The sequence below is a fragment of the Pseudomonas costantinii genome, from assembly GCF_001870435.1.
GTDB lineage: Bacteria > Pseudomonadota > Gammaproteobacteria > Pseudomonadales > Pseudomonadaceae > Aquipseudomonas > Aquipseudomonas costantinii.
In genome coordinates this window covers 318,136-333,415 of record NZ_MDDR01000037.1, presented here as the reverse complement: position 1 = coordinate 333,415, position 15,280 = coordinate 318,136, and the positions used below count along the sequence as shown (strand labels likewise).

General features: G+C 59.4%; 12 protein-coding genes. 10 read left to right on the top strand and 2 right to left on the bottom strand.

Annotated features, from left to right (window positions below; translation table 11 throughout):
* Positions 1–48: 48 nt before the first annotated feature.
* From BFL40_RS22930 to BFL40_RS22915, 4 genes are all read left to right on the top strand, one after another.
* Positions 49–1,473 (top strand): MBOAT family O-acyltransferase, encoded by a 1,425-nt coding sequence (locus BFL40_RS22930; protein ID WP_071486063.1) that lies wholly within the window; start codon positions 49–51, stop codon positions 1,471–1,473.
* Between the two features lie 10 nt (positions 1,474–1,483).
* Entirely contained in the window at positions 1,484–2,656 is a 1,173-nt protein-coding gene (locus BFL40_RS22925) for an alginate O-acetyltransferase (protein WP_071486062.1), read from the top strand.
* A gap of 16 nt (positions 2,657–2,672) precedes the next feature.
* Complete coding sequence (locus tag BFL40_RS22920) at positions 2,673–3,326, top strand: alginate O-acetyltransferase AlgF (RefSeq protein WP_071486061.1); 654 nt, start codon at positions 2,673–2,675, stop codon at positions 3,324–3,326.
* 72 nt (positions 3,327–3,398) lie between these two features.
* Positions 3,399–4,850 (top strand): mannose-1-phosphate guanylyltransferase/mannose-6-phosphate isomerase, encoded by a 1,452-nt coding sequence (locus tag BFL40_RS22915; RefSeq protein ID WP_071486060.1) that lies wholly within the window; start codon positions 3,399–3,401, stop codon positions 4,848–4,850.
* Between the two features lie 71 nt (positions 4,851–4,921).
* Here the strand turns inward: BFL40_RS22915 and BFL40_RS22910 are convergent, their stop codons facing one another.
* A complete protein-coding gene (locus BFL40_RS22910; protein WP_235864717.1) occupies positions 4,922–8,434 on the bottom strand; it encodes a Clp protease/crotonase-like domain-containing protein in 3,513 nt (1,170 codons plus the stop codon).
* A 249-nt stretch (positions 8,435–8,683) separates the two neighbouring features.
* Here BFL40_RS22910 and BFL40_RS22905 point away from each other — a divergent pair, with 249 nt between their 5' ends.
* Positions 8,684–9,148, top strand: coding sequence for a multidrug transporter (locus tag BFL40_RS22905; RefSeq protein ID WP_071486059.1), 465 nt, complete (start codon positions 8,684–8,686; stop codon positions 9,146–9,148).
* Positions 9,149–9,162: 14 nt separating this feature from the next.
* A complete protein-coding gene (locus BFL40_RS22900) occupies positions 9,163–9,975 on the top strand; it encodes an SDR family oxidoreductase (RefSeq protein ID WP_071486058.1) in 813 nt (270 codons plus the stop codon).
* On the opposite strand, the gene BFL40_RS22895 is transcribed toward BFL40_RS22900, so the two are convergent.
* A complete protein-coding gene (locus tag BFL40_RS22895) occupies positions 9,972–10,829 on the bottom strand; it encodes a LysR family transcriptional regulator (protein WP_071486057.1) in 858 nt (285 codons plus the stop codon). The two genes, BFL40_RS22900 and BFL40_RS22895, sit on opposite strands and share 4 nt — an antisense overlap.
* 112 nt (positions 10,830–10,941) lie before the next feature.
* Here BFL40_RS22895 and BFL40_RS22890 point away from each other — a divergent pair, with 112 nt between their 5' ends.
* The 4 genes from BFL40_RS22890 to BFL40_RS22875 all read left to right on the top strand — a co-directional run bounded on the left by BFL40_RS22890 (position 10,942) and on the right by BFL40_RS22875 (position 15,280).
* Positions 10,942–12,132 carry an MFS transporter gene (locus BFL40_RS22890; RefSeq protein ID WP_071486056.1) on the top strand — a complete coding sequence of 397 codons (1,191 nt, stop codon included), beginning with the start codon at positions 10,942–10,944 and terminating at the stop codon, positions 12,130–12,132.
* Positions 12,129–12,530, top strand: coding sequence for a DUF4440 domain-containing protein (locus BFL40_RS22885; protein ID WP_071486055.1), 402 nt, complete (start codon positions 12,129–12,131; stop codon positions 12,528–12,530). The genes BFL40_RS22890 and BFL40_RS22885 overlap by 4 nt, the downstream gene beginning before the upstream one ends.
* 354 nt (positions 12,531–12,884) lie before the next feature.
* Positions 12,885–14,150, top strand: a complete 1,266-nt coding sequence (locus BFL40_RS22880; protein ID WP_256254440.1) for a TolC family protein — start codon at positions 12,885–12,887, stop codon at positions 14,148–14,150.
* On the top strand, positions 14,150–15,280 hold the full coding sequence (locus BFL40_RS22875) for an ABC transporter permease (RefSeq protein WP_071486053.1): 1,131 nt from the start codon (positions 14,150–14,152) through the stop codon (positions 15,278–15,280). The genes BFL40_RS22880 and BFL40_RS22875 overlap by 1 nt, the downstream gene beginning before the upstream one ends.

Genomic DNA, 15,280 nt, shown 5'->3' with positions numbered 1-15,280 from the left:
GGGGGGGGCTGCGGCCCTTGACTGTCTGTTAAACATGGAGAGATCGGGATGGTTTTCTCGTCCAATGTGTTCCTGTTTCTGTTCTTGCCGATCTTTCTCGGCTTGTACTACTTGAGCGGGCAACGCTATCGCAATCTGCTGCTGCTGATTGCCAGTTATATGTTCTACGCCTGGTGGCGAGTGGACTTCCTGGCACTGTTCGCCGCCGTCACGCTGTGGAATTACTGGATCGGCCTCAAGGTCGGTGCGGCAGGCGTGCGCACCAAACCGGCCCAGCGCTGGCTGTTGCTGGGCGTGGCAGTCGACCTGTGCATCCTCGGCTACTTCAAGTACGCCAACTTCGGCGTCGACAGCATCAACCTGATGATGAAGTCGGCGGGCCTGGAGCCCTTTATCCTCACCCACGTGCTGTTGCCGATCGGTATCTCGTTCTACATCTTCGAGTCCATCAGCTACATCATCGACGTGTATCGCGGCGACACTCCGGCAACCCGCAACCTGATCGACTTTGCGGCGTTCGTGGCGATCTTCCCGCACCTGATTGCAGGCCCCGTACTGCGCTTTCGCGACCTGGCCGACCAGTTCAACAACCGCACCCACACCCTCGATAAATTCTCCGAGGGCTGCACACGGTTCATGCAGGGTTTCATCAAAAAGGTGTTCATCGCCGACACCCTCGCGGTGGTGGCCGATCATTGCTTCGCCCTGCAAAACCCCACCACGGGTGATGCCTGGCTCGGCGCGCTGGCCTACACCGCGCAGCTGTACTTTGACTTCTCCGGCTACAGCGACATGGCCATCGGTTTGGGCTTGATGATGGGTTTTCGCTTTATGGAAAACTTCAAGCAGCCGTACATCAGCCAGTCGATCACCGAGTTCTGGCGCCGCTGGCATATCAGCCTGTCGACCTGGCTGCGTGATTACCTCTACATCACCCTGGGAGGCAACCGCAAAGGCACGCTGACCACCTACCGCAACCTGTTCCTGACCATGTTGCTCGGTGGTCTGTGGCACGGCGCGAACATCACTTACATCGTGTGGGGCGCGTGGCACGGCATGTGGCTGGCGATTGAAAAAGCCATCGGCCTCAACACTTCGCCGCGCAGCTTCAACCCGGTGCGCTGGGCCTTCACCTTCCTGCTGGTGGTGATGGGCTGGGTGATCTTCCGCGCCGAAAACCTGCACGTCGCCGGCCGTATGTACGGTGCGATGTTCAGCTTTGGCGAGTGGTCGCTGTCGGAACTCAACCGCGCCAACCTCACCGGCCTGCAAGTGGCAACCCTGGTAGTGGCGTACGCAACGTTGGTGTTCTTTGGCCTGCGCGATTTCTACCGCGACCATCCGGCCGCCGTCCGTGTCACTCAGTCAGTGCCGGGCTACGCCGTGCGTACCTGTGTGTTGGTGCTGTTCGCAGCGTCGATTTTCAAACTCTCGGCGCAGAGCTTTTCGCCGTTCCTTTACTTCCAATTCTGAGGGAGCCGAGATGACCCGTTCATTCCGCGTGCTCTATATCGCCTTGTTCCTGGCCATGCTGCTGGTGCTGGGCCTGTGGTCGATGCGCAGTTTCTTCGGCTTCAGCACCAACGCCGACGCGACGGTGCTTAACGGTCGCTGGACCAAAGCCGTCGAGACTCACTACGACGACGCGTTCCCGATCAAGCGTTTGGGCACCAACCTCTGGGCCGCGTTGGACTACAAGCTGTTTAATGAAGGCCGCCCTGGCGTGGTGCTGGGCCGCGATCACTGGTTGTACAGCGACGAGGAGTTCAACCCCGCCGTCAACGAAGAGCAGAACCTTGAGGGCAACTACGCCCTGGTCGAAGGCGTGCGCCAGAAGCTCAAGGCCCAAGGCATCCAATTGGTGATGGCGATCGTGCCGGCCAAGGTGCGCCTGTACCCGGAACACCTGGGTGAGGTGAAACCGGCGAGCATCCACGCCAACCTGTACCAGGGCTTCCATGCCCGCGTAGCGGCCGACAAAATCATTGCCCCCGACCTGCTCGGCCCGCTGCAACAGGCCAAGCTCAGCGGCAAGCAAGTGTTCCTGCGCACCGACACCCACTGGACGCCTGACGGCGCTGAAATCGCGGCCAAACAACTGGCCAAGGTGATTGCCGACAAGACGCCGCTGAGTGGTGAGCCTCAGCGCTTTGTCACTGAAGCCGAAAAAACCGAGCCGCACAGCGGCGATCTGCGCCTGTTTCTGCCGCTGGACCCGCTGTTTGAAAACCTGATGCCGCCCAAAGAGCCGCTGCAAAAACGCGCCACGCACTTGGCCGACAGCAAGGGCGAGGACACGTTGTTCAGCGACAGCGAAACCCCGGTGGCTCTGGTGGGCACCAGCTACAGCGCCAACCCCAACTGGAACTTCGTCGGCGCGCTCAAGCAAGCCCTGCACAGCGACGTGATCAGCTACGCCGAAGACGGCCACGGCCCGATCCTGCCGATGCTCAGCTACCTGAAAAGCGATGACTTCAAGAACAGCCCGCCACAGGTGCTGATCTGGGAGTTTCCTGAACGTTATCTGCCTGTGAACAACGAAATCGGCGACGCCGACCCGCAGTGGGTTGCGCAACTCAAACAAGCCGGTATGCGCCAACAAGACATGGCTTTGAACACTCAAAAATCCGAGACGCCCAACCGGGCGCAAAACTGAAAGAGAGGTCACTCACATGACATTCACTACTACTCCCCGTCGTCTCGCTAAAACCCTGGCACTGGTTGCCGGCATGAGCGTTATTTCGATGTCTGCCTTCGCCGGTGATGCCGCCTTGTACGGCCCCGTCGCGCCAAAAGGCTCAAGCTTTGTGCGTATCTACAACGCCTCCAACCAGGAAGTCAGCGCGACAGTTGGCAGCACCAACCTGAGCGATGTTGCGCCACTGGCCAGCAGCGACTTCAGCTTCATGCCGGGCGGTGACTACAGCGCCAAGGTCGGCAGCCAGACCGTGCCGCTCAAACTTGCCGCCGATCACTATTACACCCTGGTCAACAGCGGCAGTGGTCAGCCACAACTGATCGAAGAGCCACCGTTCAAGAACAAGCAAAAATCCCTGGTGCGCGTGCAGAACCTCAGCGACAAGGCCCTGACCCTGAAAACCGCCGATGGCAAGACCGACGTGGTCAAGTCGGTGGCCGCCAAGGGCCGTGGCGAACGTGAAATCAACCCGGTGAAGGTGAGCCTGGCGTTGTACGACGGTGACAAGAAAGTCGGCGATGTGAAGCCGGTTGCTTTGGAACGTGGTGAAGCAGCGGTGCTGTATGTGACGGGCTCCGGTTCGAGCATCTCGTCAGTCTGGGTGAAACGCCCGGTGTCGACCCGCTGATTAGCTTTTCAACTTGAGGCCCGCCCCTGTCGGGGTGGGCTCTGACCCCAATCGATTCAAGGAGAAACACCCATGATCCCAGTAATCCTTTCCGGTGGTAGCGGCTCACGTCTTTGGCCGCTTTCCCGCAAACAGTTTCCGAAACAATTCCTGGCCTTGACCGGCGAACACACACTGTTCCAGCAAACCCTGGAGCGCCTGGTGTTCGACGGTATGGACGCCCCAATCGTGGTCTGCAACAAGGACCACCGTTTTATCGTCAACGAGCAATTGAGCAACCGTAAGCTGGAATGCCAACGCATCCTGATGGAGCCCTTCGGCCGCAACACTGCCCCGGCCGTGGCGCTGACCGCGATGATGCTGGTCAACGAAGGCCGCGATGAACTGATGCTGGTGCTACCGGCCGATCACGTGATCGACGACCAGAAAGCCCTGCAACGCGCTCTTGCCTTGGCCACCGTGGCCGCAGAGCGTGGCGAGATGGTGCTGTTCGGCGTACCGGCCACTCGACCGGAAACCGGTTATGGCTACATCAAGTCCACCGCTGATTCGCTGTTGCCCGAAGGCGTGAGCCGCGTGCAACAGTTCGTGGAGAAACCCGATGAAAAACGCGCCGTCGAGTTCGTCAAAAGCGGCGGGTATTTCTGGAACAGCGGCATGTTCCTGTTCCGCGCCAGCCGCTTCCTTGAAGAGCTGAAAAAGCACGATCCAGATATCTACGACACCTGTGTGCTGACCCTGGAACGCAGCGAGCAGACCGCCGACACCGTGACCTTCGACGACGCCACCTTCGCTTGCTGCCCGGACAACTCCATCGACTACGCCGTGATGGAAAAAACCCAACGCGCCTGCGTGGTACCGCTGAGCGCCGGCTGGAGTGATGTGGGTTGCTGGGCGTCGCTGTGGGCGGTCAACGATAAAGACGCCAACGGCAACGTCACCAAGGGCGACGTGGTGATCCAGGACAGCAAGAACTGCATGATCCACGGCAACGGCAAACTGGTGTCGGTGATCGGCCTGGACAACATCGTGGTGGTGGAAACCAAGGACGCGATGATGATTGCCCACAAGGACAAGGTCCAGGGCGTCAAGCAGATGGTCAACACCCTCAACGAACAGGGCCGCAGCGAAACCCAGAACCACTGCGAGGTCTACCGCCCATGGGGCTCCTACGACTCGGTGGACATGGGCGGGCGTTTCCAGGTCAAGCACATCTCGGTCAAGCCAGGCGCGTGCCTGTCGCTGCAAATGCACCACCACCGCGCCGAACACTGGATCGTGGTCAGCGGCACGGCCGAAGTCACCTGTGACGAAAACGTGTTCCTGCTTTGTGAGAACCAGTCCACCTACATCCCGATCGCCTCGGTGCACCGCCTGCGCAACCCGGGCAAGATCCCGTTGGAAATCATCGAAGTGCAATCGGGCAGCTATTTGGGCGAAGACGATATCGAGCGGTTTGAAGATATCTACGGGCGCTCGACGCCGGTTGAGCGGGGTGTGTCGGTGAAAACTATCGCGCAGTAACCGACGATGAAACCGGCGCCCATCACTCATTGCGTCCCCTATCCGCAATGAGTGATGGGCGCCGCCTGGCTTCAAGCAAGCTCGGTGAATGGCGTCTCACCATGACTTATGATTCGACTGACCGGCTCACCATTGGCCCTGTACTTCAAGGGCAAAGCGAAGGGGGTGTCCACATAAAAAATATGCGGATTATCGGTTTTCATGATCGTCAAACCCGAGGTATTAACCTCGTAGTAATGCGTCATTTTGTCCAACGCATTACCATGTTTTCGACGCCCAAAAATGGTCTCGGAGATTTTTGTGCTCGCCATATCTTCAGGAGCCAGATCAGTAAAGTAATGCCTGCCCTGCCCTCTTGATAAAGGTTTACCTGCTGGATTTAAAACTGAAGATTCAAGATTCCAATCTCGGACGATTGAGTCATGGGACCTTTTTCCAGTGTAGTGATAAAACTGATTCACGCCTTTGACGGGCGGGTCCATAAGCGCTTTTTCGCCTGGAAAACTTTCAGGCACCTTCGGCCGTTTAGCGATAGGTTGCCCACCTGACACCCCACCCGAACTACCCTGCCCGGCAGGACGCTTGCTCGCTGGCGGCCGGATAATGCTCATTCCGGTCGCGACTGATTGCTGCGCTTCGGGTCTGACGCCACCCAGCAACCTGTTCAATCGCCATTCGCCATTGCCTGTAGGCTCCAGGAACGCCACGGTTTTCTGGTTGGCAGGATCAATCACCCGGACATGCCCGCCGTTGACTTTGTAGACACGACTGATTTCAAAGACCTTGTTGATGCCGGTGCCATCGGTGTAGCGAACATAGTGCTGCTCGCCGACTTGATAAGTGCCGTCTCCTTTTATCGTGCGGCCCTCAAGCAAACTGTCAGGCCGCGAGTGAGCACTGAGGTCGGGCAACTGGCGACTGCTCGGTAGTGCGCTCCCGCCGTTGCTGACACCCGATACTTTGCCTGAGCCGCCCACATTGAAATGCTGCCCCTGCAGTATTTCCTTAAGTTCCTTGTAACTGCGCTGCATCACTGTCTTGCCGACCTTTGCGGCCCCGAATGCCACGTTTCCCAAACCATCGGCGGGATTCAGACCACTGGCTGTTGCCCGCAAAATAGTCTCCGAAGCCTTGAAGGCCCGCGTCCCGAGCTTCTCGCCCACCTTGCCAAGTGCTTTACCCGCCAGCCCCACCCCTTTGCCGAAAGGAATGACAAAGCCGAAAATATCCAGTGCGAAGTCCCTGATAGCCGCTCCGGTATTGCCTTTGACGGCATGCTCTATAGCGGTCTTGAATGGAATCAGCCCGGTGACAAAATCATGCCCGGCCTTGATGTCGGCCTCTTCCTTTTCCACTTCCGTCACGCCTTTGGCATCGGCCTTCATGCCTTCGCGATCATGCAGCAGGTGGTCGGCCATCACCTTGCCAATCATGGCAAAGCGCGGATTTGAGTGAACCGCCGCATTGGCGTCCTGGCCTCGCTTGGGTTCAGGCATGTAGGGAGCACTGACCTTCTCGGTCAAAAGCCCATAGGAGAGCGTTTCCAACTGTGGTTGGGCACCGCTCGCATATGCCTCGTAATCAACCCAGACACCCACCCCTTTAGCCTGACGTTCGACGTAGGTTTCGGGGCCGGCCACTCTGGGAGCGGGGTTCGGCGGATACCTGGGCAGGTCGTCACGGCGGCGGATGATCCCTTGCAGGGGAAGCACTTCGTAGTAGACATAGCGCAGATTTTTGTAGTCCTGGTCACTGCCATTCTTATCTATCTTGGATTCCACTCGCATCAACAGCCCATAACGCGCTTTGGCCGCTTGCGCCTCAGTCGAGGACTCGGTCTCGGTCTCGTCAGCTTGCGCGACACTGGCTTTGCGCAAGGAAAAAAACTCGACCTTGCCCGATGCGATAGTTTGTCTGTCTTCCAAAGGCAGCTGCGACAACTGATGTTTGACGCTCGTCGCAACGCCCTCTTTCACGCCGCTAAAGTAATTATCGAACTGGCTGCTGAACTGTTGATTGATATCAGGCAGCGGCTTGACGCGCAGGAAGCGGTCACCTATCTGAAAATCGTAGCGTTCCCCCCGAGGGATACGGTGCATTTTCCCCGCCATGTAGATGTCCAGTAACGAGTGGTACTCGCTCTCGCTGGCATCGATGTTGGTAATGCGAATATTGCGTACCCCAAAGGGCCCGTCAGGACCATAAGCTTTTTTCAGCTCTTCAAGCGCTATGGCCCTTCGGCTTGGCAAGCGGGTGCCTAGTTGCTCCTCAGCTTTTTTCAGCGTACCGAGCTCTTGGTTGAAAGCATCGCGTAACCCCTCCACCTCTACCGACGTATAGGTTTCATGGTCCTTTCGGGGAATTCTGCCCTGGGCCACTCCCCACTCAATCAGCGCGTGGGACTGGGCCTTGACCTCAATGGCTGCCTCGACGTCCGAGACAGGGCTGTGGCCAGCTAATCTCATGAACGTTTGAAAATCGGTGACTGCCGCAATACCCGGCGCCGACACCTCTTGCACCGCCACGACCGTCGACAGCTTGGCAAAGGCCGCAGAACCCACCACCAGATTATTGGGCATATCGGCAACGATATATTCAGGCGCCGCGCCCGCCAGCAACAAACGTGCGGCGGCCGGCGCCATATCGGCGCCGACCTTGCCCTGCTCCACCAGGTGCCGGGCCAGACGCTCCACCACGACCGAAGGCCTGACACCCCAGTTGGTCGGTTGATAAAGCTCATAGCCTGCCACTACACCCCGCTTACTGCCCGCCTGCGGATCGAGTTCCAGCACCATCGCAGCCATGGCCCAATCAGAAGAGCGGGCGGACATCGGCGTATCCCCCCCATTGAAAGCCACCTCCAGTGTTTGACCCAACGCTTGAAGCTCAGGACTCGCAATCATCCTATCGAGGACGTCGGCTGCGCTCTTCCCTTGGACCGAAGCAGCGTGTTTCCCATGAAAAACCGCGAACATGCCGTTGCCGGGCGACAACTTGGCCATCTCTTCAGTCGCCAGGGTGCGTAACTTCGTACGCTGTTCAGCCTCCAGCGTGGCTGGCTGGGACAGCAGGCCCCAAAAATTTCCGAGATCTGCCTCCTCGGGCAAAGGCTCATTAGTCACTTCGATGAGGTTAACCAGTTGCTCAAGGTCCTTCGGGACATACAGCTTGTTTTCCCTCAGAAACCAGGCCACCGGCACTTGCTGGTGCGGCGCAATATCATAGGCACGGCCAAAAGCAGACAGTGAATGAACGCTGAACGTCTTCGTTTCCAGTAACGCCGCAACATCCTGGCCGGAGCTCTTGGCCAAGGACTCTCGGACTTCACCCAAAGCGATAATCAGGCTCTGGGCGTTATGGACATTCCCAACCTCCGTGAGCATGAGCTGACTGATTTGCGATCTGTCGCTGACAGGGTCGCCTTGCAATTCAATGCTGCGTCGCAACCGTGGGCGTGAACGTACGTCCCGTTCAGAAGGTATCTCAGGTTCGCTATCGGGCACGGGCTCAGATGTAGACGCGACCAGCATCGTAAGAACAGCAGTCGGTTGCTGATGAACCGAGCTGAGGGGGTTAATAATCATAGGTTCGATCTCACACTGGATGACAGACAACAGGGAATCGCCACACATTCACGTGGGCAAACGCCTGCACCCTTGAGTGTTATCTGGCGCAAATACGGCGAAAAAAACCTATTAAGGGATATGTCCTGTGGCAGACGCCCTGGATTTCAGCCTCCCAACCCGACCTGTACCAGCCAACACACCTCTCAAGCCAGCCAATCCCACCTACGCTTAAGTTAGGATGCTCGTTCCCTACTCGAGGTGGTTTCCATGTTCTTCGGCGTTCTATTGATCATCACCTGGCTGATCCTGCTGTTGCGCTACCCCGCCAAGGCACTGCCGGTATCGCTCGCTGCTGCCGTCGGCCTGGGCTTCGTGGCCATTTGGGTGGTGTGGCTGGATAGCCGCGAAGCCTCGCAACTGGCACGCCTGGAACTGCGCATCAGTTATGCGCCGCAAGAATGCCAAGCCGACAGACCGTTAAAGCTGACATTAAAGAACACCAACGATGTTCCCCTGACCGAACTGCGCTGGCGCGTCGCAGCCTACGCGCCGGGCGACACGGTCAACCTGGCCGATAACGTCTATGCTGCCCCGCGCTATCGCGGCCCGGGCGAGTTGCAAGCCGGCGAGACCTGGGATGACTGCTTGCCCGCTCCCCCTCTGCGCCCTGGCTACCGCCCGCAAACCCTGGAATTTCGCGCCGAGCACCTGCAAGGCAGCTTCTCGGACTGACAAAGGACTGATCCATGCCTAACGTACTCATCACTGGTTGCTCCAGCGGTATCGGCCGTGCCTTGGCCGATGCCTTCAAATCCGCAGGCTTCAACGTGTGGGCCAGCGCTCGTCGTCCGGAAGATGTCGCCGACTTGTCCGCCGCCGGCTTCAATGCCGTGCAACTGGACGTCAACGACAGTGCCGCCTTGCAGCGCCTGGCCGAACAACTGGGTGAGCTGGATGTGCTGGTCAATAACGCCGGCTACGGTGCCATGGGCCCATTGCTCGATGGCGGCACCGAGGCCATGCAACGGCAATTCGAAACCAACGTGTTTTCCATCGTCGGCGTGACCCAGGCGCTGTTCCCGGCCCTGCGTCGTCGTAAAGGGCTGGTGGTAAACATCGGCAGCGTCTCGGGTGTACTGGTTACGCCGTTTGCCGGCGCGTATTGCGCCTCGAAAGCCGCCGTGCATGCCTTGAGCGATGCATTGCGCATGGAGCTGGCGCCCTTTGGTGTGCAGGTGATGGAAGTTCAACCAGGGGCTATCGATACCCGCTTTGCCAAGAATGCCGGCGCCCAGGCCGAGTTGCTGATCAATGAACAGTCACCTTGGTGGCCATTGCGCGAAGGCATTCGTGCGCGCTCCCAGGCGTCGCAAAACAACCCGACCCCGGCCAACCAATTTGCGGCTCAGGTGCTCAACGCTGTGCAACAGCCAGCGCCGCCCCGGCTATTGCGTGCGGGGAATGGCAGCCGGGCGTTACCGTTGATGGCGGCGTTGCTGCCCAAGGCACTGCTGGAGAAGGTGCTGAAGAAACGCTTTGGGCTCGTGGGCTCACTCTAGCCTTTCATAAAATCAATAAACGCCCGCACCTTCAGCGGCAAATGCCGGGTGTCCGGATACATCGCATAAACCCCTTGTGAGGCAAAGCGATGATCCGGCAACAGGCGCACCAACCGCCCTGCCTCCAGATCCTCCTGCACCAGCCATTGTGGCAAAACCGCCACACCATGCCCGCGCACAGCGAAGGCCTGGAGGACCGCCGCATTGTCGGCCACCAGCGCCGTTTGACCGGTGCGGTATTGATGCTCGTCTCCAGCAGGGTCAATCATCGTCAATTCAGTCAACCGCCCATGCCCCAATCTCGGCACCTGCTCCAACTCATCCAGCGTGTTAACCCCAGCAAACTCCGGCGCCGCAACGGCGAACACCTCAAACGTCGACAACTGTACCGCGCGATGATTGGAGTCCAACAAACTGCCCAGCCGAATCGCCACGTCAAAGCGCTCAGAGATCAAATCAGCGTGGGTGGAGGATGTGGATAAGTGAATGTTCAAATCCGGATGCAAGCGGCGGAAAGCTTCCACCGCCGGAGCGACCACCGCCAGCGCATATTCCACGGTGGTGGTAATGCGCAACGTGCCTTTGAGCTGGGCATGTTCCGAACGGGCCTCCTCCACCGCCAGCCGCGCCTCTTCAAGCATGCGCGTGCAACGCAGGTAGAAGCGCTCCCCGGCGTCGGTCAGCGCCAGTTGGCGCGTGTTGCGCGTCAGCAGGGTGACACCCAATTCGGCCTCCAGGCGCTTGAGGTTGAAGCTGACCACGGCACGGGTCTGTCCCAGCAGGTCCGCCGCGGCGGTGAGCGAGCCGGCCTCGACCACGGCCTTGAAGGTATCGAATCGATCCAGGCTTACCATCGGCCACGCCCTCCATTGTCAAAATATTTTTGACAAACTAACAGCCAAACCGGCGTATCCCAACCCCCAGCATCACGCCTACCCTGCCCGCTTCTTTCGCAGGATCGCGCTCATGAACTACCGCTCGAAAATCGCCTGGATCTTTTTGCTGGGCTTCGCCCTGGACTTGGTGAACATGTTTGTCGCCACGGTCGCCTATCCGGATATCGCGCGGGAGTTGCACGCGTCGGTCACGCAACTGGCCTGGATCAGCAATGCCTACATGCTTGGGCTTACGCTGATCATTCCGTTAAGTGTGTGGCTGGCGGCAATCATGGGCGAGCGGACGCTGATCGCGGCAAGCCTGATGTTATTTGCCGGTGCCTCGGGGATGGTCGGCCAGGCAGGCTCGATCGACGCGCTGATTGGCTGGCGTGCATTGCAAGGGCTGGGCGGTGGGTTGCTGATTCCCGTGGGGCAAGCGATGGCTTATCGGCACTTTCCGGCGGCAGAGCGTAGCCACCTGACGGCGCGAGTGATGTCGGTGGCGCTGCTGGTGCCAGCGTTGTCCCCGGCGTTGGGCGGGATGATTGTCGACAGCGTGTCCTGGCGTTGGATCTTCTACGCCAACCTGCCGCTGGCATTGATCACTTTGCTGCTGGCACTGCAGTGGATAAAACCCGACGCCCCCACGGCTATCCGCCCAAGCCTGGATCTGGGCAGTATTTTCAAACAGATCGCCAGCCCGATGTTGCGAGTGGCGATGCTGGTCTACCTGTGCATTCCCGGCATATTTATCGGCACCAGCTTGATCGCCATCCTCTACCTGCGCGGCCTGGGTTATGACGCAACACGCACCGGCGCACTGATGTTGCCGTGGGCGCTGGCATCGGCGCTGGCGATTTTTCTCAGCAAACAGCTGTTCAACCGTTGCGGCCCAATACTGTTGCTACTGGCGGGCATGGCGTTGCAGTGCATCGGCATCCTGCTGCTGAACAAACCCGAACCGACCCTGATCATCAGCGCCTACGCCTTGATGGGCCTGGGCGGTAGCCTGTGCAGCAGCACTGCGCAGACCCTGGCATTTCTCGATATTCCGGCCGAACACATGGGCCATGCCAGTGCCCTGTGGAATATCAATCGGCAAGTCAGTTTCTGCCTGGGCGCCGCCGCGCTCAGTGCTCTGCTGTCGGCCTTGGATTCCTTCTCGATAACCTTCACGATAGCGGCAGCCCTGACACTGCTGCCGCTCTTTGCAGTGCTGCGCCTGGATACGTCCAGGGTTCGGACACTGCTTCACCCTGCCAACGAGCCTCAACAATGATCGATTACAGCGATTTTTTTGACGAAGTGATCCAGACCCACGTCGAGATCGAGCAATGGTTTGCCGGGGTTGCACCGCAAGGTACACTGCAGCGCTTGCTCGCACGCTTCTCCCCGGAGTTCAGCATGATTGCACCGGCCACCGGCACCAGGGTAAATACCGCCGGGGTCAATGCCCTGTTCACTCGCCTGGGGGGCATGCGCCCGGGATTGAAAATCACCTTGAGTGAATTGGCGGGGATTGACCAGCATGCGCGCGGTGCCACGGTGACTTACCGCGAGCATCAAATCGATGACAGCGGCACGCAGACAGATCGCCGGGCCACGGTGGTGTTTGAGAAGCTGGCCGACGGTGCGTTGCTATGGCGCCACCTGCATGAAACCTTTATCAAGGCTTGACTCAGCCAAATGTCCCAAGTATCTACAAGCCACTCATTACGCTTCAATACAATTTCGCTACAGAACTGAACGGGGGCTACGAGTAAAGTGGCGCCCTGATTCGACACTCGACGTTACAAATATTCACCTCGCCCCAATCCCGTTTGTCTTTGATCGCAGTCCGCACAGCTCCACTAAAGCAGTCCTGGTATCTCTTGGGTGAACCCTATCAAGCCTTTTAACAGATCGCGCTCTTGCCGCACGCTTTGCACACTATCACTGGTGCTGATAGCGGTGACTGGCTGTTCAGTAGCTCCTTTGCCGGCGTTAAAGCCCCCCACGCCAGAGGCATGGCGTAACGCGCCGTCTCCTCTGTTGCCGCTCAAGCCCGACCTGACTCAGTGGTGGCATGCCTTCAATGACCCCGAACTCGATACCTTGGTGGATCGGGCATTGCAAAACAATCTGGATGTTGCAGCGGCAGTCGAGCGCCTGCGTGCCACGCGTGTACTTACCCAACATTCACAATCTCCCTATTTACCCTCGCTGGCGATAAAGACCCACGACGCCATAAGCCCTGACACCAGCACGTCGTACTTCCTGATCGGCTTCGACTCGCAGTGGGAGCTTCCATTGTTTGGGGCCAAGCAAAGCGCCGATCGCCTGGCCCAAGGCAACGAGGCCTTGGTACAAGCCGACTTGCGCAGCATCCAGGTGTCCTTGGTCGCTGAGGTCACACGGCATTGGATTGAATTACGCTCGGCGCAGCAGGCAGAACGCGCGCTGACGGCCATCCGCGACACTCAGCGTGAAAAACTGCAGCTGTTGCGGGTACGCGAACAACTCGCACTGGCGCCGCACTCTGACGTGGTTGGCGCGCAGGCTGAACTGGCGCGGGCCGAAATGATGCTGACCGGGCCGCGACAACTGATTAACCGCAACGCGCAGCAGTTGGCGCTGCTGTCAGGCAAGCCTGAACCCGACGCTCTCTGGCTGCGGCCCGGCCCACAACCCACGCTTGGCCAATGGCAGCTCAACCGCGTACCTGCGGACCTGTTGCGCACGCGTCCGGAAATTGCCAGCGCTGAAGCCGAGGTCCTGATGGCCGCCGGGGAACTGGGGATGAGCCGGGCCGATATGTACCCGCACCTCAGCTTGGGCGCCTCGTTGCAGTGGTCGCTGAACATTGCCAGCAATCGCAAGCACACACCCAGCGGCAACAGCATTTTCTCGGCCGGGCCGGGGATCAATATCCCGTTGCTCGACTGGGGCCAACGTGCCGCGTCTGCGCAAGCAAAAGATCACCAGATGCAAGCGGCGGTTCTGGCTTATCGGCAGGCGGTCTTGCAAGGCGTCGCTGAAGCCGAAATCGCCATGGGTGATCTCGAGCAGACGCGCCTACGCGAGCAAGCGTCCCGCCAGGTCTATACCGAGACGCAAACACGCCTGGAGGCGTTGCAACAGCGGGCTAGCCTGGGGCTGATGAGCACACTGGACCTGGCGACTGCCCGGGTAGAAGAACTACACGCCAAGCAACAGGCCGACAGCGCGAGCACCGAACGGGGCATCGCCTATATAGCGCTCTACAAGGCGCTCGGCGGAGCACCCTTGCCGGCGCCTACGTTGAAGGATGCTGACTGATGGTAGCGCTTGCCCGTCTGACACTGATCCATGAGTGGCGCCGCTTCCTGCCCGCGATGATTGCGGTGGGCTTCGCAGGCTTGCTGCAGCTGCTCCAGGCCGCCTTGGTACTGGGGATCTTCGGCAGTGCCAGCCTCTACATCACAGGCTCTACGGCCGACCTTTGGGTCGGTTATCCCGGCACCCAAAGTGTCAACCTCGGGAGGTCGATCGACCCAGGCGTAGAAATGCGCTTGCGCATGGACGCCGACGTACTCAGGGTGGAATCGTACCGCTGGGTGGACGCCGACTGGCGCGGTACGCGAGACACCGGTGGCGTGTCGGTCTTTGTCTCCGGTATCGATGCCGGGCCGCAAGGCATGATATTTGGTCGCGTACTGTCGCCGCAGCTGCGTGCTCGCCTGGACGAACCCGGGGCAGTGATCGTTGATCGGGCCGACCTGAGCAGTCTGGGCGTCAACCTTGGGGATAACGCGACCATCAATGGTCATCGTGTCCGCGTGGTCGGCGTCGCCAGCGGTTTGCGCGCGCTCGGCGGGGTGAATGTGCTGGCGTCACTGTCCACCGCTCGGCAACTCGACACCACGGCCACGACTGACGGCATTACCTACCTGGTGGCGAAGCTACGCGATCCCGCACAAGCGGATGCGGTTGCCGCGCGCCTAGGCACCGGTTCCGCGTTCGGCAGCTACGCCGTATGGACAGCAAAAGAGTTCGCCCAGCGCTCCCAGATGTATTGGATGTTCGACACCGGCGCCGGCGCCGGCGTGCTATTTCTGGCGGCGATTGTCTTCCTGGTGGGCGCCGTAATTACCAGCCAGACGCTGGTTGCCGCCATCGTGGGTTCAATCCGCGAATACGCAACCTTGAACGCCCTTGGCGTCGGCGTGAATGCCTTGCGCAAAGTGGTGATGGAGCAGGCGTTTTGGGTCGGGGCACTGGGGCTGCTTGGCAGTTCGGTCCTGGCCGGCCTGTTCTTCGTACTGGCGGGGCACTACAACGTGCCGGTGGAACTCTCGCCCGTTGCAGCCCTGGCTTGTCTGTTCCTGAGCATGGTCCTGGCACTTGTGTCGGGCCTGGCGGCCATCCGCACCTTGCGCCACGCCGACCCAGCAAGCCTTTTGAGATAG

Excerpts from the sequence above, each read along its gene's own strand:
- BFL40_RS22930 (WP_071486063.1), top strand. The coding sequence starts at position 49 with ATGGTTTTCTCGTCCAATGTGTTCCTGTTTCTGTTCTTGCCGATCTTT.
- BFL40_RS22905 (WP_071486059.1), top strand. The coding sequence starts at position 8,684 with ATGTTCTTCGGCGTTCTATTGATCATCACCTGGCTGATCCTGCTGTTG.
- BFL40_RS22925 (WP_071486062.1), top strand. The coding sequence starts at position 1,484 with ATGACCCGTTCATTCCGCGTGCTCTATATCGCCTTGTTCCTGGCCATG.
- BFL40_RS22875 (WP_071486053.1), top strand. The coding sequence starts at position 14,150 with ATGGTAGCGCTTGCCCGTCTGACACTGATCCATGAGTGGCGCCGCTTC.
- BFL40_RS22890 (WP_071486056.1), top strand. The coding sequence starts at position 10,942 with ATGAACTACCGCTCGAAAATCGCCTGGATCTTTTTGCTGGGCTTCGCC.
- BFL40_RS22910 (WP_235864717.1), bottom strand. The coding sequence starts at position 8,434 with ATGATTATTAACCCCCTCAGCTCGGTTCATCAGCAACCGACTGCTGTT.
- BFL40_RS22920 (WP_071486061.1), top strand. The coding sequence starts at position 2,673 with ATGACATTCACTACTACTCCCCGTCGTCTCGCTAAAACCCTGGCACTG.
- BFL40_RS22915 (WP_071486060.1), top strand. The coding sequence starts at position 3,399 with ATGATCCCAGTAATCCTTTCCGGTGGTAGCGGCTCACGTCTTTGGCCG.
- BFL40_RS22895 (WP_071486057.1), bottom strand. The coding sequence starts at position 10,829 with ATGGTAAGCCTGGATCGATTCGATACCTTCAAGGCCGTGGTCGAGGCC.
- BFL40_RS22885 (WP_071486055.1), top strand. The coding sequence starts at position 12,129 with ATGATCGATTACAGCGATTTTTTTGACGAAGTGATCCAGACCCACGTC.
- BFL40_RS22900 (WP_071486058.1), top strand. The coding sequence starts at position 9,163 with ATGCCTAACGTACTCATCACTGGTTGCTCCAGCGGTATCGGCCGTGCC.